Below are 16,587 nucleotides of genomic sequence, written 5' to 3' on the forward strand. Positions count from 1 at the left end.
GTCAGGCACGCCGGGGAAACTTGTTTCCTCTTGGTTTAAACGGGATGTCGCCATGTCAAAACACATTTTTGAGACAGATGAAAAACGATTTGAACGTTGTTATCAGGAAGCGCGGTGCTATCACCGGCGGGCCGAGTTATTTTCCGAGCAACGGCAATCAGCCAGTCTGGTGTTTAACGTGGCCGCCATCGCCGTGGAGAATTACCTGATAGCTCTCTGCGCGCGCTATGGCGAGATGCCGTTCAACCACAATTACAGTAGCCTGCTCGCCTCCGTGAACGATGCGATGCCGGAACCATTGCCCCCGGCGCTTTGCGACGGCATCCGTTATCTGGATAGTATTTTCGGCATCTGCTCCGTGGATAATTATCACCACGGCGCGCCGAGTGCGGAAGATAAAGAGGCGATTTTAACCATTTGCAATGCGCTTTTGATGCAGCTAAAGGCGGTGGAATAGGGCGTTAACGTTTGTCGCACAATAAACAGGAGCAGTCATGGTGTCCAGCAGCGCGATATGGGCGAAAAGCTTTCCGCATGGCGAGATGCGCCGGGAGGATCGCGAAATTACCGATCCGGCGGAGATTGAGCGGATCATTCAGGCGTCAAAAGTGATGTATCTGGCGTTGTCCAGCGACGATCTTCCTTTTCTCGTGCCGGTGTTTTACGCCTGGGACGGGCGCTCGATCTATTTTCACTCCGCCAAAAACGGCGCCAAGATCGAGATCATGAAGAAAAACAATAAGGTCTGTTTTGCGATCTCGGTCGATCAGGGGATCATCGAAGATGACCTGGCCTGCAATTTTGAAGCCCGGCATCGTACGGTGATCGGCGTAGGCGAAAGCGTATTTATTGACGATGAGCGGGAAAAAATCGCGGCGCTGGATCGCATCGTGGCGCGTTTTACCGACAAAGCCTTCCGCTATCCGTCCGCCAATCTGAAATCCACCCGGGTGATACGTATCGATATTTTGTCTATCAAAGGCAAGAAACACGGCTTTTGAATCCGAGAGCCGACGCTTCGGGAGGACAGATGAAAATTGCCGTTTTTGTTGATTCGAATGGAAATATCGCGCCGTTGTTCGAACCCGGCCGGGTGCGGCTATTTTCCCGCTGCGATAACCGCTGGCGGGCGGTCGGGGATATTCCCTATGCGCTGGATCGGGCTATGTCGTTGCATGAGATTCGGACGCGAACCTTAACGCTGCTGGAAGAGATGCCGGGCTGTCATCACTTTGCGGCGCGGCGCATACAGGGGGCGCTGCTCGCCTGGTTTGACGGCATGGAGGTCGCCATGTGGCAATTCAGCGGGCGCGCGGAGTCTTGTCTGGAGGTGATTTATGCCGCGGCGACGCGGATGAAGCGGGTCTCCGCCATCGGCGCCGCTTCGGACGCCTTCATTCAGGCCGGCCCCCATGAGGGCGAGTATCATATCGATCTGATTACCGCTCTGGCGGGCGACCCCGGTCTGACGTCAAAACAATTGTTGATTCCTTTTTTACAGTCGCAGGTTTTTACCCGGCTGAGCGTGACCTGCGACCATCTGCCGAAATGGTTTGAACACCAACTGCCGGCGCTAAACCTGACGGTTGAGGTGGAAAAGCGGCATCAGGGCGCGCTTTGCGCGATTATCCACCCCAGCGCCGCCAGATGAATCAGCGGCCCGCCGTCTCCATATCCATTTGTACCAATGCGTACATTTTCTGACAAGAGTGTTCCGTCAGGAACACTTTTACGGCGTTGTGCAAATCAATAAATAAAAAACTAATACAAATCAAAATAATAAAAGCGGGACGTTCCGCATGATGATGGCGTTTATTTTGCATTAATGCTTATCCAGCCTAAATGCGGCGCGTAATCATGCCGAATCATCATCGGAAAAAACGAGAGGCGAAGGGGAATGCTGGTCACTTAAGCCGGTTTGTAGGGGAAACGCCCGGGGGGGTTCCCGTAGGGACGCCTCATCCCGGTGGTCGCTCCGGATCGGTATTAGGGGCGAAGGGCAGGCATTAACGGTTGTCTTTTTCGGAGAAAAAGCCATGCGTAGCAGAAAAGAAAATATGACGGTTACAGATGCGGGACGGAATATTTTAAAGCCGCTGTCGTTTACCTGTCTGCTGGGCGAGTGTCGCTCCGAATTACTGCCGTTGCTTTCAGAAGTCAGTAAAGTTGTCAGCGCGGAAGGTTCGCTATCTAAAACATTAAAGCTGGTGCTCGAATTGATGAAACAGCACCTCCAGGTTACGCGGGCGATGATCAGCCTCTATGATGCCAGCTGCGATCAGATCTTTATTCATGAAAGTTTCGGCCTGTCGAAGGAAGAGGCCGAAAAGGGGGTCTATTATCCCGGCGAAGGCATTACCGGGAAAGTGGTTGAAACCAAGCAGCCGATTATTGTCCCGCATATCGCCGACGATCCGCTGTTCCTGAATCGTACCGGCAGTTGGAATAAGGATGAGGATCGCCATCTGTCGTTTATCTGCGTTCCGATCGTCCGCGGGATGAAAGTGATGGGGACCATCGGTATTGAACGCCGCTACAACAACGATCAACTGCTTTATCTGGATTTGGAGGTTTTGCGCATTATCGCCACCACCGCCGCGCAGGCCGTTGAGCTGCATCTGCTGGAAAGAGCGCACAAGAAGGTGCTCAGAGATCAGGATTCTCTGTTAAAACGCACGCTGCGGGAGAGCTTTAAGCCCGCCAATATTATTGGTAATTCACGGGTGATGCAGTCAGTCTATCAGCTGATTGAAAAAGTCAGCCATGCCCGCACCACGGTATTGATTCTGGGCGAAAGCGGCGTCGGCAAAGAGCGCGTCGCCAGCGCCATTCACTATAACAGCCCCTGCGCCAACGGGCCGTTTGTGAAATTCAACTGTTCCTCATTGCCGGAAGGCATCATCGAAAGCGAACTGTTCGGGCATGAGAAAGGCGCGTTTACCGGCGCCACCGCGCGGCGGGCCGGGCGTTTTGAAGAAGCGGACGGCGGCACCATTTTTCTTGATGAAATCGGCGAACTGACCCCTCTGGCGCAGGCGAAACTGCTGCGTGTATTGCAGGAACGCTGCTTTGAGCGGGTGGGCAGCAATGAAACCATCAAGGTGAATGTGCGAATCCTGGCGGCGACGCACCGCAACTTACAGGATATGGTCGCCAGCGGCACGTTTCGTGAGGATCTGTTTTACCGCCTGAATGTTTTTCCGATCACCATTCCTCCGCTGCGCGATCGCGGCAACGATATTCTTATTCTGGCCGATCATTTCAACGCCTATTTCGCCAAAGAGATGGGAATTGATGTGCCGACTATCGCCACGCCCGCGTTGAATCTGCTGCTGAGCTACGGCTGGCCGGGCAATGTGCGCGAATTGGAAAATACCATGGAGCGGGCGGTATTGCTGGCCGATGAGGGGGTGATTCACAGCTACCATTTGCCGATTAACCTGCAGCCGGTAGTTTTGGGGGAAACAACGACCGGCCTGGAAGCGCAGTTGGCGAGAATCGAATACGACCTTATTGTCGAATCGCTGGCGCGCAATCAGGGAAATGTTTCCCGCGCCGCGGCGCAGCTGGGGATGACGCGACGGGCGCTCAGCCTGCGGATGGAGAAGTATCGGCTACATTATAAAACCTACCGGTGCGGAAATTAGCGTATGGGACAACCCCTCCATCCCGTGAGTGCGGAAAATCGGCCTTTCAGCGATGCGTGCGGCGGGCGATCGAAAAGGAAGCCCCACGCGGTACATGCGGTTAACCGTATCATTGCCCGTTCTTACGCTATGAAACGGGCGATGGAGAGCGTGGGGCGCTTTGCGCCGACGCTATCGCCGATACTGTTGCGCGGCGAGCCCGGCAGCGGTAAAGACGTTATCGCCAGGGCCATCCATGCGCAATCGATGCTCCGCCGACGCGCGTTCATCAAAGTAAGCTGCGATTACTCCGATGATGAACAGGCGATCGCGGCGTTGCTGGGCAGCGATGAAAATGGAAATCGGCGTCCGGGCGCCGTCGCGTTAGCGAACGGCGGCACGCTCTTTTTGAGTGAAATCGGCCTGTTTTCGTTGCGTATGCAAAAGTGCGTGCTGCGTCTATTGCAGGAAAAAGAGTATGTGCCGTTGACGGGCAGCCGGGTTTTACCTTGCAAAATGCGCCTGGTCTGCGCGACGGAAAAGAATCTTGAACAAATGGTGGCCGCCGGCGGCTTTCTGCCGGAGCTGTACTACCGGCTGAACGTCGCCGCTATCGCGCTGCCGGCGCTGCGCGATCGTCATGAAGATATCCCCGAACTGGTCAATTATTTTTTTGAACGTTTTAACCGTGTGAATCGCCTGAATATCTCAATCACGGAGCAGGCGCTGTCTCCGCTCTATCTATGCCACTGGCCTGCCAATGTGCGCGATTTGGAAAACTGCCTGGAATATGCCGCGCTGCATCGGGAAGGGGACGTCATCAAACAGCTGCCCTGCCTGACCGAGCGCTGTATGCGGCAGAAGCTGAATTTAAAAATCGGCCGTTATCTTCAGGCCCATATCGAAACGCCTGACGCCGCGGCGGAAAAGACGGCCGCGGCGTTTTCCGCGCCGCTGCACTGGGAGCCCGGCGCGGTATCGCCGCATGTGGCGATGCCGATAGCCGGCGGCGGCGTCGGTTACGATCCCAGCGATGAAATTCGCCACCGTATTATCGCCGCCCTGGAAAAAAGCGGTTGGGTTAAGGCTAAAGCCGCGCGTTTATTGAATCTGACGCCTCGCCAGCTATCCTACGCCTTACAGAAACTACAGATCGAAGTGAAAAAGTTTTAGCGTTATTCAAATTTGCCCCTCTTTTCGCCGCAAAGCGCGCCGTTTCAGCGGTGTATCTCTAGGTCTTCGTTAAATAATTAGCCGTAGCCTTTGCGGCTGGTTTATTATCTTTCATAAGCGAATTTGAATCGTGGCCGCCTGAGCGTTTTTTCAGCGCGTATCGTCCACGTTGGAAAACGATACCTGGAGGTATCCGAGGTTTATGTGCAGTTAACAAGTTTTACGGATTATGGCCTGCGGGCGTTGATTTATATGGCGTCGTTGCCCGGCGGACAGATGACCAGCATTTCAGAAGTGACTGAAGTGTACGGCGTGTCGCGTAATCATATGGTCAAAATTATCAATCAACTTAGTCGGGCGGGGCTGGTTATGGCCGTGCGCGGCAAGAACGGCGGGATCCGGCTGGGCAAACCCGCCGAATCCATCCGAATTGGCGATGTGGTTCGCGAGCTGGAGCCGCTCTCGTTAGTTAACTGCAGTCATGAGTTTTGCCACATCACGCCGGCCTGCCGACTAAAAGAGGTGCTCCAGCGCGCGGTCCATCATTTTCTCCGCGAGCTGGACCAGTATACGCTGGCCGATCTGGTCAAAGAAAACCCGCCGCTTTACAAATTATTGTTGGTTGAATGAGTTATGTTCAGCCTCCTGCTGATGACAACGGAGGAGCCGCAATGTCACAAGATCCCTTTCTGGAACGCGAAGCAGAAAAATACGCATCCCCCATTCCCAGCCGCGAATACATTCTGGCGCATATCGCCAAACGGGATACCCCGATTAAACGGGAAGAGCTGGCCGCCGATCTGCAACTTACCGGCGACGAACAGCTGGAAGCCTTACGCCGCCGTCTGCGGGCGATGGAGCGTGACGGTCAGCTGATTTTTACCCGTCGCCAGTGCTACGCCTTGCCGGAGAAGCTGGATTTGCTGCGCGGCACGGTGATTGGCCACCGCGACGGCTACGGCTTTCTGCGCGTGGAGGGCCGCAAAGATGACCTTTACCTCTCCGCGGAAGAGATGAAACGCGCCATTCACGGCGACGTGGTGCTGGCGCAGCCGCTGGGCGCCGACCGCAAAGGGCGGCGCGAAGGCCGTATCGTGCGCGTTCTGGAGCCGCGTACCGGGCAGATCGTCGGGCGCTATTTTGTCGATGCCGGCGTCGGTTTTGTCGTTCCGGACGACAGCCGCCTGAGCTTCGATATTCTGATCCCGCAAGAGAATATCAACGGCGCCCGGATGGGCTTTGTGGTGGTGGTGGAGCTCACTCAGCGCGCTACGCGCCGCACGAAAGCCATCGGCAAAATCGTTGAGGTGCTGGGCGATAACATGGGAACCGGTTTGGCGGTGGAGATCGCCCTGCGCACCCATGATATTCCGCATACCTGGCCGCCGAAGGTGGAAGAACAGGTCAAGGATCTGGCCGAAGAGGTGCCGGAAGAGGCCAAAAAAGGCCGCGTGGATTTACGCAAGCTGCCGCTGGTGACGATTGACGGCGAAGACGCCCGCGATTTTGACGATGCCGTATACTGCGAGAAAAAACGCGGCGGCGGCTGGCGTCTGTGGGTGGCGATTGCCGACGTCAGCTACTATGTGCGCCCGAATACGCCGTTGGACGTCGAGGCGCGCGCGCGCGGGACGTCGGTCTATTTTCCGTCGCAGGTGGTGCCGATGCTGCCGGAAGTGCTCTCTAACGGCCTCTGTTCGCTCAACCCGCAGGTCGATCGCCTGTGCATGGTGTGCGAGATGACCGTTTCGGCGCAGGGAAAGCTCTCTTCCTACAAATTCTACGAAGGGCTGATGAGCTCCCACGCTCGTCTGACCTATACCAAAGTGTGGAGCATTCTTCAGGGCGACGCCGAGCTGCGCGAGCGCTATAAGCCGCTGGTGGGCGGTCTGGAGGAGCTGCACAGCATGTATCGGATGCTGGATCAGGCGCGCGAAACGCGCGGCGGCATCGCCTTTGAAACGGAAGAAGCCAAATTCATTTTTAATGCCGAGCGTCGTATTGAGCGGGTTGAGTCGGTAGTGCGTAACGATGCGCATAAGCTGATTGAAGAGTGCATGATCCTGGCCAACATCTCCGCGGCGAAATTCGTGGAGAAAAATGAGGAGCCGGCGCTGTTCCGCGTTCACGATCGGCCAAGCGAAGATCATGTTCTGGCGCTGCGCAGCGTGCTGGGCGAACTGGGGCTGACGTTAAAAGGCGGCATGAAGCCGCAGCCGAAAGACTACGCCGCGCTGATGGAGGAGGTGGCCGATCGCCCGGACAGCGAAATGCTGCAAACCATGCTGCTGCGCTCGATGAAACAGGCGGTTTACGATCCGGAAAATCGCGGTCACTTCGGTTTGGCGTTATCCTCCTACGGCCACTTTACTTCGCCTATCCGCCGGTATCCCGATCTGGCTTTGCACCGCTCGATCAAATATCTGCTGAGCTCCCGCAACGCGCGCTGGACGCCGACCGGCGGCTGGCACAGCGATATGAACGAGATGCTGCAGCTGGGCGTGCACTGCTCGATGACGGAGCGACGCGCCGATGAGGCCACCCGCGATGTGGCCGACTGGCTGAAATGCGATTTCATGCAGGATCACGTCGGCGAAGTGTTTAGCGGGATCATCTCCAGCGTAACCGGCTTTGGTTTCTTTGTGCGTCTCAACGATCTGTTTATCGACGGACTGGTGCATGTCTCCTCGCTGGATAATGACTACTATCGCTACGATAATATCGGTCAGCGCCTGATCGGCGAGTCGCGCGGCCAGGTTTACCGCCTGGGCGATGAAGTGGAAATTCGCGTCGAGGCCGTTCATATGGACGAGCGCAATATCGATTTCGCGCTGGTGTCCAGTTCGCGCAGGCCGCGCGGCGAAGGTAAAACGGCCCGCGACCGGGCGAAAAAAGCGGATAACCGCGAGGTTAAACCGGTCCGCCGTCGCCGCAACGCCGCGAAGCCGGCCGCCAATTTCGAGCCGGACGCGGCGTTCCGCAAAGAGGACGAACGAAAAGACAAGGGCAAAACGAAGCCGAAAAAGAGCGCGGACAAAAGCAAAAAGAACGCCGCGAAAACGCGTAAGATCGCGGCGGCGACCAAGACCAAGCGCGCGAAGAAGAAGTCGGCCGAGTCATAGTAGAACGGCGTGAGACGTCGCCTTCTCTTCGGCCCCTGCGTCGTGCCCGCCGGGGCATGACGCAGAGCGGACGTCATCCGTTTATTTTTTAATGTAAAGAGCATCAATGAGCGAAATTATTTACGGTATCCATGCGGTTAAAGCGTTGCTGGACAGAGATCCCCAGCGTTTCCTGGAAGTATTTATCCTGAAAGGCCGCGACGATCGCCGCTTGCTTCCGCTGATCGCCGAGCTGGAGTCGGCCGGCATTGCGGTACAGGTGGCCAGTCGCCAGTGGCTGGACGGCAAGGTTGAAGGGGCCGTCCATCAGGGGATCGTCGCCAAAGTGAAAGAGGGGCGGCAGTATCAGGAGAACGATCTGCCCGCTCTACTGGACGGCCTGGAACAGCCTTTACTGCTGGTGTTGGACGGCGTGACCGATCCGCACAATCTGGGCGCCTGCCTGCGCAGCGCCGATGCGGCCGGGGTTCATGCGGTGATCGTGCCGCGCGATCGCTCCGCGCAGCTTAACGCCACGGCCAAAAAAGTCGCCTGCGGCGCGGCGGAAAATGTTCCCTTGATTCGCGTGACCAACCTGGCCCGCACCATGCGTTTGCTGCAGGAGCATCGCGTCTGGATCGTCGGAACGGCGGGGGAGGCCGACCACACTCTGTATCAAAGCAAACTGAACGGCCCGCTGGCGCTGGTGATGGGCGCGGAGGGCGAAGGGATGCGCCGCCTGACGCGCGAACACTGCGACGAATTAATCAGCATCCCGATGGCGGGCAGCGTCTCTTCGCTGAACGTATCCGTCGCCACCGGCATTTGTCTGTTTGAAGCGGTGCGCCAACGCGGTTGACGGCGGCATTCCACCCGCGCCGTCATAAACGCCGGCGCGCTATTCACCCTTAACGGCAAACATAAGGAAAGTTACGGCATGACGATTATCAGCGCATTATTGGCTTTCGCTTCTTACTTTTTTATCGGGTTTGTCATGGTGCTGGCATTCCTGTTTATCTATACCCGCGTTACGCCGCATGATGAATGGACGCTGATCAAAGCCAATAATGGCGCGGCGGCGGTCGGTTTCGCCGGCGCGCTGATCGGCTATGTCATCCCCTTGGCGAGCGCGGCGGTCAACTCGGTGAGTCTGTTGGATTACGTCACCTGGGGAATTGTGGCGCTGGTTATCCAACTGCTGATTTACGGCGTGGTGCGTATCTATCTGCCGGGCCTCAGCCGGCATATTCAGGATAACGAAATCGCTTCGGGGGTTTTCCTGTGCACCGCTTCGCTGGGCGGCGGGATTCTGAATGCGGCCTGTATGTCTTACTGAGCCTAATACGCCCGCCTATGCGAGCCGCGGGCAAAACGTTCCAGACGTTTTTGTCCCGCGGTTCCGGTTTTCCCCCGCCTAACGCTTCCTACCCTCGCCCCATCCGTGGGGCTCGCCCCGTTGGGGCCGCCGCAGGCGGCGTTCAAATCCGCTCCCGGCAGATTTGTCAGTTACCCGAATCACTGACTTGAGTAAGCGCCTGGGGTGAGCGAGGAAAGCCAACGCACATGCAACTTGAAGTATGACGAGTATAACGCCGGATAATTAATACCAGATATTAATTAATATTCATTTCAACTAATAACTTATTGGTAAAATTATTGGCTCAATAATTTCTATTATCCACAGAATGTTATTGTGAAAATTTATTGTAAATTATATTTTTTCGTATACCATATATTATATATAACTTAACTATGTCTATAATAATTCACAATTGTTACTTTTCCTATGTGTAAAATTAATGGATTGCGGATAACGTCCGGCGTTTCTGTTCGGTTTTCACTTTTATTAAAGTAATTATTTATTACCGTGATGAAAATTTCACTGCCAGGATGAATATATCTCGCTTGCTTATTCAAGCGATCGCGTAAGGAAATAGGGAGAGTATTATGTTATATGAAACGACAGGGGCCGGTTATCCGGTTATTTTTTTACCAGGACTGTTTGCCGGCGGCTGGATATGGGATTCTGTGATTAAAAGCGTCGTTAATCAGGGATATCGCGCCATTGTATTTAAAGATGCTATTCCAATGGCATTCGGCGGTGGTTATAAAAAAGCGAAGAATGCATTGAATGAGGTTGTCGCCGCATGCGATGACGCGCCCTATTTAGTGGGGAATTCTCTCGGGGCGTTAATTGCGATGCATTACGCATCGGAAAATATGGCGCAGATAAAAGAGCTGGTGATGAGCGGCGCCCCCGGTCAGATTGAAGCCGACGCCGGCGTGTCTCTGAACGATCTGCGCACCGGCGAAACGCGGTACGCCCGCGCCCTGATGAGCAATGTTTATTTCGATAAGAGCAAGGTTCCCCAACGTGGCGTGGACGAAATATCGCGCCTGTTCAGCGATCATGAAATACTTAAAAACATCGTGCGTTGGCTGTCATTCAGTAGAAAATATGATGTTCCGGCCACGCTGAATAAAATGAACGTTCCTACCCATTTTATCTGGGGAAAGGAAGATTTAATCACGCCTATTGAACCGTGGATAACATTGGCGCATCGGTTGGATCACGTTACCATGTCCATTATTGCCAATTGCGGACATAGCCCAATGCTGGAAGCCCCGCAAAAATTCGTTAATGAGTTTTTATCCCTGAGCGAAAGTAAAATCGCGGTGTGAAAGGGCGCTAACGGATTAGCAAGAAATCCGAACGGCACGCGTTCGATAATAGTTGGAAATCAATATCCGTATTCTGGAAATATATATGCCGTCTGATATTTATGAAGGGCGCATCGGTGTTTTCTGCCGGATATTGATTTGTATATCAATATTTAAGAAAAGCGTGATTGTGTAAAATAATTATTCGCACCGGCGTTGATAAGGAAATGCAAATAAAAACTATCATAAATGCGATTCGGCGCTAATATAGATATCGGTAATTGAATGTAGATATCGATAACTGAGCGCAGAGAGGAAATATGGTCGAAATGTTCGAGGAAGTCATAGGCAGCGGCATAGCCGCGCTTCATGCCGTACCCGCCGGAAAACGCGAACAGCCTTTGCCAACCCTTTTTTTCTTTCACGGCTATCTCTCATCAAAAGAGGTCTACTCCTATTTCGGCTATGCGCTGGCGGCGGCCGGCTTTCGGGTGATATTACCGGATGCCGCCATGCACGGCGCCCGTTATGACGGCGATGAGGGCCGGCGTCTGCGCCATTTTTGGGATATCCTGCAGTCGAATATTCACGAACTGCCCGACTATGCGGATGCCTATCGACGGCGCGGGCTGATTGCCGACCAGCGCATCGGCGTGTGCGGCGCCTCACTGGGCGGAATGAGCGCGCTGGGGTGCATGGCGCGCTATCCCTGGATTTCCTCCGTCGCCGCCTTTATGGGGTCGGGCTATTTCTCAACGCTGTCCCGCTCGCTCTATCCCCCGGCGCCCGCCGGCAGCGAAGGCGCCGATGTCGCGCTACGGCGGCTGTCCGACACGCTCGCCGAGTATGACGTCTCATCCCGTCTGGAGGCTCTGGCGGATCGTCCTTTACTGCTGTGGCACGGCGAGGCCGACGAAGTCGTGCCGGCGCAGGAGAGCGCGCGGCTGCATCAGGCGCTGAAAGAGAGCCGTCAGGATAGTCGGCTGACCTATCTGACCGAGGCCGGGGTGACCCACCGCATTACGCCGTTGGCGCTGCGGGCCGGCGTGGATTTTTTCCGGCGCTATTTATAGCTATCGGGAAGGGCGTTCTTGCAGCAATGCTTCCGCCGGCCGTCAGCCGGTTTTTTCCTGATTCCTCCTTGTATTCCTGCGCGCGGACCAATATAATTACGCGTCATTTTTTCAGCCGCTCACATAACACGTTCCTTGCTTCCATGGGCCGCGGCTGACCCTGACAGGAGGCTGAATAATCCGTAAGGAGCAATTCGATGCGTCATTACGAAATCGTTTTTATGGTTCATCCTGACCAAAGCGAACAGGTTCCGGGCATGATCGAACGCTACACTGGCGCCATCACGGCGGCGGAAGGCACGATTCACCGTCTGGAAGACTGGGGCCGCCGTCAGCTGGCTTACCCGATCAACAAACTGCACAAAGCACACTACGTTCTGCTGAACGTTGAAGCGCCGCAGGAAGTTATCGACGAGCTGGAAACAAACTTCCGCTTCAACGACGCCGTTATCCGCAGCATGATTATGCGCGTTAAACACGCGGTAACCGAAGCATCTCCGATGGTGAAAGCGAAAGACGAACGCCGCGAGCGTCGCGAAGATTTCGCCGAATCCAACGATGATGCGAATTCTGGGGATTCTGAAGAGTAATTGTTGTGGTGACGACCAATCGTCTGGTGTTGTCCGGCACGGTGTGCAAGACCCCCATGCGAAAAGTCAGTCCTTCGGGTATTCCTCACTGCCAGTTTGTGCTTGAGCACCGCTCGGCGCAGGAGGAAGCCGGATTTAACCGGCAAGCATGGTGTCGTATGCCCGTGATTGTCAGTGGACCCGCGTCACAAGCATTTACCCACAGTATAACGGTCGGCGCGCAACTCACCGTGCACGGGTTTATTAGCTGCCACCAAGGGCGCAATGGCCTGAGCAAAATTGTGTTGCATGCCGAGCAGATTGAATTGATAGATTCTGGAGACTAGCCAAATGGCACGTTATTTCCGTCGTCGCAAGTTCTGCCGTTTCACCGCGGAAGGCGTTATCGAGATCGACTATAAAGACATCGCTACGCTGAAAAACTACATCACTGAAAGCGGCAAGATCGTTCCTAGCCGTATCACCGGTACTCGTGCAAAATACCAGCGTCAGCTGGCTCGCGCTATCAAGCGTGCGCGTTACTTGTCTTTGTTGCCGTACACCGATCGTCATCAGTAATCGGCCACTGTCCATAAACGAGACTTTGAGAGGATAAGGTAATGCAAGTTATTCTGCTTGATAAAGTAGCAAACCTGGGCAGCCTGGGTGATCAGGTAAACGTTAAAGCGGGCTATGCTCGCAACTTCCTGGTTCCGCAGGGCAAAGCTGTTCCGGCAACCAAGAAAAACGTTGAGTTCTTCGAAGCGCGTCGCGCTGAACTGGAAGCCAAACTGGCTGACGTTCTGGCCGCCGCTGAAGCTCGCGCCGCCAAGATCACCGAACTGGCTACGGTCACCATCGCGTCTAAAGCAGGCGACGAAGGTAAACTGTTTGGTTCTATCGGCACCCGCGATATCGCCGACGCGGTAACCGCGGCCGGCGTTGAAATTGCGAAGAGCGAAGTTCGCCTGCCGAACGGCGTTCTGCGTACTCTGGGCGATCACGAAGTGAGCTTCCAGGTACACAGCGATGTGTTCGCTACGCTGAATGTAGTTGTCGTTGCTGAAGCGTAATTTACGCTGAAGGTAACGAGTAAAACGCCGGCCTTGCGCCGGCGTTTTACGTTTCCGCCTTTTTTCACGCTAAACTGCGGCTGCTAGGTCGCCGCCCATCGTTAACGAGAGCGGGTAAATCCGCCGTCCGCGTTGCGGGTGAAGCGGATCGCCTGATTGTCCGCGGTCGCTATTTCCAATTCCGTTACCGCGCCCTGCGCGCTCAAGCGTAATTTCACTTTCTGGCCGGCTCGCAGATTGCTGAGCGGTTTATCATCTCCTTCCACCTGCGCCATGGCGAAAACATCGCTGACCGGCAGATTGTTGTCGCGGAATAGTTGCGCCAGCGTCTGACCGGAACGGATTTCATAGTCGCGCCAGGGCGTAGCGGTATTCTGCGGCGCGGAGGGCGTCGGCTCGGTGGGCGCCTGACGCGCCAGGGAGCTGTTTTCGACGATTTCCGCCTGCATCGGCGCGGCGGCGTCAACGGCCGACGGCTTTGGCTGCGGCGTCGATACGGGCGGGGGGCTGTAGGGCCACAGTATGGCGACCAGAACGACCGCGGCGGCGACCAGCATCCAGCGGCGATGGAAGAGAGGAAGCGGCTCCATCCAACGGTAGCCGTCGGGCGCATGCCAGACTTTTTGTAACGCGGCTTTAATCCGCAGACCGGATGATGGTTGCAATGGGTTATTCTCCTCCCCAGCGTTGAATTTTCAGTATATACCCTTCATCTTGCAAGTTGCAGGTCTGTTGGCTTCCCGCATGCTTAAATCCGTCGGATATTGATGCGCCGGCCGAAACGGCGCCGGCTATCCGTTAATAAAAGCGCCGTAGGCGCACGCAGGATTTTACCCTAATCTCCGGCGCTGTTATGCTGCGCTTTCGGTTTTTTACAGTTTAAAAGGAACATCCATGACAACCCCTTCTTTTGATAGCGTTGAAGCGCAGGCAAGTTACGGCATCGGCTTACAGGTAGGTCAACAACTACAGGAATCTGGTCTTGAAGGGTTGATCCCCGAGGCGCTGGTCGCCGGCCTGCGCGATGCGCTGGAAGGCAATGCGCCAGTGGTTCCCGTGGATGTGGTTCACCGGGCCTTACGCGAAGTGCATGAGCGCGCGAGCGTCGTTCGCCGCGAGCGTCAGCAGGCGATGGCCGTCGAAGGAGAACGCTTCCTGGCTGAAAACGCGCAGAAAGAGGGCGTGAGCAGCACGGAGTCCGGCCTGCAGTTCCGCGTGCTGACGCAGGGCGAGGGCGATATTCCGTCGCGCCAGGATCGCGTACGGGTGCATTACACCGGTCGTCTGATCGACGGCAGCGTATTTGATAGCTCGGTTGAGCGCGGCCAGCCCGCCGAGTTTCCGGTAAGCGGCGTGATCCCCGGCTGGATTGAGGCGCTGACGCTGATGCCGGTCGGTTCCAAGTGGGAGCTGTACATTCCCCAGAATCTGGCCTACGGCGAACGCGGCGCGGGCGCGTCCATTCCGCCGTTCAGCGCGTTGATTTTTGAAGTGGAGCTGTTGGAAATTTTGTAAGTTCAGTAGGGTAAAAGCTAAGGCGCTCATCGGGTGCCTTTTTTGTCAGCAGGGAAAGAGCAGGATCACGATCGGTGCGTTGTATTACGCTGCGCGAGCGACTGGGTAACGGATTGTAGCAATTTCGGCATGTCCATTTTGGGCAAAACCACTTCAACCAGCGACAGACGGGGTTCGCTGTTTATTTCATCCAGCGTCTGAGCCAGTTGCGATAGTGATGTTGTTCGCCGGCAAAAAACGTTATCGCCGTCGGCGCCCAGCGCGGCAGGTAGCTGCGTCCAGTTCCAGGCCGCGATGTCATTGTAGCGCTGCTCCGGGCCATGTATCGCCCGTTCGACGGTATACCCTTGGTTATTGATTACGAAGATCACGATCTTAAGATCGTCCCGGATGATGGAGCCAAGTTCTTGCGCGGTGAGCTGAAGCGCGCCGTCGCCGATCAGCAGAACGACTCGACGTTCCGGAGCCGCTATTTGCGCGCCGAAAGCAGCGGGTAACGCATAGCCGATAGATCCCCATAATGGCTGAACAATGAACTGGCAATGTTGCGGCAGAGTGAGCGCCGCGGCGCCGAAGCAGGACGTTCCTTGCTCCGTAACGAGGATATCGCCAGGCTTAAGGAAGCGCTGAATTTGCCGCCAAAATCCGCGTTGATCCAGTTTATTATCTTTTTCATCCGAATATGGAAGGGCGGGGGACGTAATCGCCGCGTGCCGCCAGCGGGATGAGAACGCGGATGTTATCTTCTCTAATACTTCGATCGCGGTCAGCATCGGAATATTGGGAAATGTCTTATGCCCGACACGGGTTGTATCAGGCTGAATATCAATACTTTTTTCCGTTGGGATCTGATGGCTAAATCCGGCGGTGATGGTATCGATAAAACGCACGCCGACACAAATGACCACATCTACATCTTCAATCAGCGCTCTTATTTTTTCATCACTGGCGTGGCCAGCGTAAGTGCCGGTGAAGCTGGGATGTTGTTCGTTCAGGGTGCTTTTGCCCATCAGTAAGGTTGCGTGCGGGAGAGAGATATGATCCAGCCAGCGTTGCAAAGATTTTGCGGCGCCAAAGCGTTGCGCAAGAAAATCTGCCAGCAATGATACTGAATTTGCCGTAGCGAGTATTTCTGTCGCGGCATCAACGAACTCTTGTAGCGACGCGTCAGAGCATACGAGTTCCGGTATCGGCAGCGGACAAGGGCGGTTTTCGGTTGGCGCCGACGCCACATCCAGCGGCAGAAATAGATAAACCGGCCGACGGCGGCGCAGCGCTTCTCCAACCACGCGATCGATTTCCACGGTTGCGTTTGCGGTAGTCAGCCTGGCGGCGATCGCGGTGACTTCCGCCGCCATACGGAAAAAATGATCGAATTCGCCATCTCCCAATGTGTGATGAAGCAGCTCTCTTTTATGCTGTGATAAAAAAGCGGGGGCGACGGCAATGTGAATCACCGGTACGTATTCAGCGTAACTTCCGGCAATGCCGTTAATCGCACTGAGCTCACCGACGCCAAAGGTGGTCAACAGGGCTGCGGCGGGTTTGCAGCGCGCGTATCCGTCGGCGGCATATGCCGCATTCAATTCGTTGGCGCAACCAACCCAGGTGATATGAGCATGGTTAAGAACGTGGTCAAGAAATTGCAGATTGTAGTCACCCGGTACGCCAAAAAGATGTGTGATCCCGGTTTGTGCAAGACGATCCAATAAATAGTCGCCTATCGTATAGCCGCTAAGCATTGTTTTCTCCATGAGTAATCATCTCATGTGTAAGTATTGGCGATAAGTTAAAAA

General features: G+C 55.2%; 18 protein-coding genes. 16 read left to right on the forward strand and 2 right to left on the reverse strand.

Going from position 1 to position 16,587, the window contains the following annotated elements:
- The first annotated feature begins 52 nt into the window (after positions 1-52).
- The 15 genes from VSX58_RS17660 (at position 53) to rplI (ending at position 13,276) form a co-directional block, all read left to right on the forward strand.
- A complete protein-coding gene (locus tag VSX58_RS17660) occupies positions 53-457 on the forward strand; it encodes a hypothetical protein (protein WP_327619241.1) in 405 nt (134 codons plus the stop codon).
- 37 nt (positions 458-494) lie between these two features.
- Entirely contained in the window at positions 495-1,001 is a 507-nt protein-coding gene (locus tag VSX58_RS17665; protein ID WP_327619242.1) for a pyridoxamine 5'-phosphate oxidase family protein, read from the forward strand.
- A gap of 29 nt (positions 1,002-1,030) precedes the next feature.
- Positions 1,031-1,651, forward strand: coding sequence for a Fe-only nitrogenase accessory AnfO family protein (locus VSX58_RS17670; protein ID WP_327619243.1), 621 nt, complete (start codon positions 1,031-1,033; stop codon positions 1,649-1,651).
- 406 nt (positions 1,652-2,057) lie between these two features.
- Positions 2,058-3,647 carry a sigma-54 interaction domain-containing protein gene (locus VSX58_RS17675; protein WP_327619244.1) on the forward strand — a complete coding sequence of 530 codons (1,590 nt, stop codon included), beginning with the start codon at positions 2,058-2,060 and terminating at the stop codon, positions 3,645-3,647.
- Between the two features lie 3 nt (positions 3,648-3,650).
- Positions 3,651-4,799, forward strand: coding sequence for a sigma 54-interacting transcriptional regulator (locus VSX58_RS17680; protein WP_327619245.1), 1,149 nt, complete (start codon positions 3,651-3,653; stop codon positions 4,797-4,799).
- A gap of 204 nt (positions 4,800-5,003) precedes the next feature.
- Positions 5,004-5,429: a nitric oxide-sensing transcriptional repressor NsrR gene (nsrR, locus tag VSX58_RS17685; protein WP_327619246.1), complete on the forward strand. Its 426-nt coding sequence runs from the start codon at positions 5,004-5,006 to the stop codon at positions 5,427-5,429.
- 41 nt (positions 5,430-5,470) lie between these two features.
- Positions 5,471-7,921: a ribonuclease R gene (gene rnr / locus VSX58_RS17690; RefSeq protein ID WP_327619247.1), complete on the forward strand. Its 2,451-nt coding sequence runs from the start codon at positions 5,471-5,473 to the stop codon at positions 7,919-7,921.
- Positions 7,922-8,027: 106 nt separating this feature from the next.
- On the forward strand, positions 8,028-8,759 hold the full coding sequence (gene rlmB, locus VSX58_RS17695) for a 23S rRNA (guanosine(2251)-2'-O)-methyltransferase RlmB (RefSeq protein ID WP_327619248.1): 732 nt from the start codon (positions 8,028-8,030) through the stop codon (positions 8,757-8,759).
- Positions 8,760-8,837: 78 nt separating this feature from the next.
- A complete protein-coding gene (locus VSX58_RS17700) occupies positions 8,838-9,236 on the forward strand; it encodes a DUF350 domain-containing protein (protein ID WP_327619249.1) in 399 nt (132 codons plus the stop codon).
- Between the two features lie 611 nt (positions 9,237-9,847).
- Positions 9,848-10,582 (forward strand): alpha/beta fold hydrolase, encoded by a 735-nt coding sequence (locus tag VSX58_RS17705; protein ID WP_327619251.1) that lies wholly within the window; start codon positions 9,848-9,850, stop codon positions 10,580-10,582.
- Positions 10,583-10,881: 299 nt separating this feature from the next.
- Positions 10,882-11,634: an esterase gene (gene yjfP / locus VSX58_RS17710; RefSeq protein WP_327619252.1), complete on the forward strand. Its 753-nt coding sequence runs from the start codon at positions 10,882-10,884 to the stop codon at positions 11,632-11,634.
- 197 nt (positions 11,635-11,831) lie between these two features.
- Positions 11,832-12,224, forward strand: coding sequence for a 30S ribosomal protein S6 (rpsF, locus tag VSX58_RS17715; protein WP_319604498.1), 393 nt, complete (start codon positions 11,832-11,834; stop codon positions 12,222-12,224).
- 5 nt (positions 12,225-12,229) lie between these two features.
- Positions 12,230-12,550 carry a primosomal replication protein N gene (gene priB, locus VSX58_RS17720; protein ID WP_327615429.1) on the forward strand — a complete coding sequence of 107 codons (321 nt, stop codon included), beginning with the start codon at positions 12,230-12,232 and terminating at the stop codon, positions 12,548-12,550.
- 4 nt (positions 12,551-12,554) lie between these two features.
- Positions 12,555-12,782, forward strand: coding sequence for a 30S ribosomal protein S18 (gene rpsR / locus VSX58_RS17725; RefSeq protein WP_048637617.1), 228 nt, complete (start codon positions 12,555-12,557; stop codon positions 12,780-12,782).
- A gap of 41 nt (positions 12,783-12,823) precedes the next feature.
- On the forward strand, positions 12,824-13,276 hold the full coding sequence (gene rplI / locus VSX58_RS17730) for a 50S ribosomal protein L9 (RefSeq protein WP_327615430.1): 453 nt from the start codon (positions 12,824-12,826) through the stop codon (positions 13,274-13,276).
- A 101-nt stretch (positions 13,277-13,377) separates the two neighbouring features.
- Here rplI and VSX58_RS17735 read toward each other — a convergent pair whose 3' ends face one another.
- Complete coding sequence (locus VSX58_RS17735) at positions 13,378-13,941, reverse strand: LysM-like peptidoglycan-binding domain-containing protein (protein ID WP_327619253.1); 564 nt, start codon at positions 13,939-13,941, stop codon at positions 13,378-13,380.
- Between the two features lie 229 nt (positions 13,942-14,170).
- Between VSX58_RS17735 and fklB the strand changes: the two genes are divergently transcribed.
- Positions 14,171-14,791: an FKBP-type peptidyl-prolyl cis-trans isomerase gene (gene fklB, locus VSX58_RS17740; protein ID WP_327619254.1), complete on the forward strand. Its 621-nt coding sequence runs from the start codon at positions 14,171-14,173 to the stop codon at positions 14,789-14,791.
- A 65-nt stretch (positions 14,792-14,856) separates the two neighbouring features.
- Here fklB and VSX58_RS17745 read toward each other — a convergent pair whose 3' ends face one another.
- A complete protein-coding gene (locus VSX58_RS17745; protein ID WP_327619255.1) occupies positions 14,857-16,533 on the reverse strand; it encodes an alpha-keto acid decarboxylase family protein in 1,677 nt (558 codons plus the stop codon).
- Positions 16,534-16,587: the final 54 nt, after the last annotated feature.

Source organism: Brenneria populi, from assembly GCF_036016195.1.
Lineage (GTDB): Bacteria > Pseudomonadota > Gammaproteobacteria > Enterobacterales > Enterobacteriaceae > Brenneria > Brenneria populi.

Coding starts and splice junctions, on each gene's coding strand:
- VSX58_RS17660 (WP_327619241.1), top strand. CDS start 53: ATGTCAAAACACATTTTTGAGACAGATGAAAAACGATTTGAACGTTGT.
- VSX58_RS17670 (WP_327619243.1), top strand. CDS start 1,031: ATGAAAATTGCCGTTTTTGTTGATTCGAATGGAAATATCGCGCCGTTG.
- rpsR (WP_048637617.1), top strand. CDS start 12,555: ATGGCACGTTATTTCCGTCGTCGCAAGTTCTGCCGTTTCACCGCGGAA.
- VSX58_RS17745 (WP_327619255.1), bottom strand. CDS start 16,533: ATGCTTAGCGGCTATACGATAGGCGACTATTTATTGGATCGTCTTGCA.
- rplI (WP_327615430.1), top strand. CDS start 12,824: ATGCAAGTTATTCTGCTTGATAAAGTAGCAAACCTGGGCAGCCTGGGT.
- VSX58_RS17700 (WP_327619249.1), top strand. CDS start 8,838: ATGACGATTATCAGCGCATTATTGGCTTTCGCTTCTTACTTTTTTATC.
- rnr (WP_327619247.1), top strand. CDS start 5,471: ATGTCACAAGATCCCTTTCTGGAACGCGAAGCAGAAAAATACGCATCC.
- VSX58_RS17680 (WP_327619245.1), top strand. CDS start 3,651: ATGGGACAACCCCTCCATCCCGTGAGTGCGGAAAATCGGCCTTTCAGC.
- VSX58_RS17675 (WP_327619244.1), top strand. CDS start 2,058: ATGACGGTTACAGATGCGGGACGGAATATTTTAAAGCCGCTGTCGTTT.
- fklB (WP_327619254.1), top strand. CDS start 14,171: ATGACAACCCCTTCTTTTGATAGCGTTGAAGCGCAGGCAAGTTACGGC.
- VSX58_RS17705 (WP_327619251.1), top strand. CDS start 9,848: ATGTTATATGAAACGACAGGGGCCGGTTATCCGGTTATTTTTTTACCA.
- yjfP (WP_327619252.1), top strand. CDS start 10,882: ATGGTCGAAATGTTCGAGGAAGTCATAGGCAGCGGCATAGCCGCGCTT.
- VSX58_RS17665 (WP_327619242.1), top strand. CDS start 495: ATGGTGTCCAGCAGCGCGATATGGGCGAAAAGCTTTCCGCATGGCGAG.
- rpsF (WP_319604498.1), top strand. CDS start 11,832: ATGCGTCATTACGAAATCGTTTTTATGGTTCATCCTGACCAAAGCGAA.
- rlmB (WP_327619248.1), top strand. CDS start 8,028: ATGAGCGAAATTATTTACGGTATCCATGCGGTTAAAGCGTTGCTGGAC.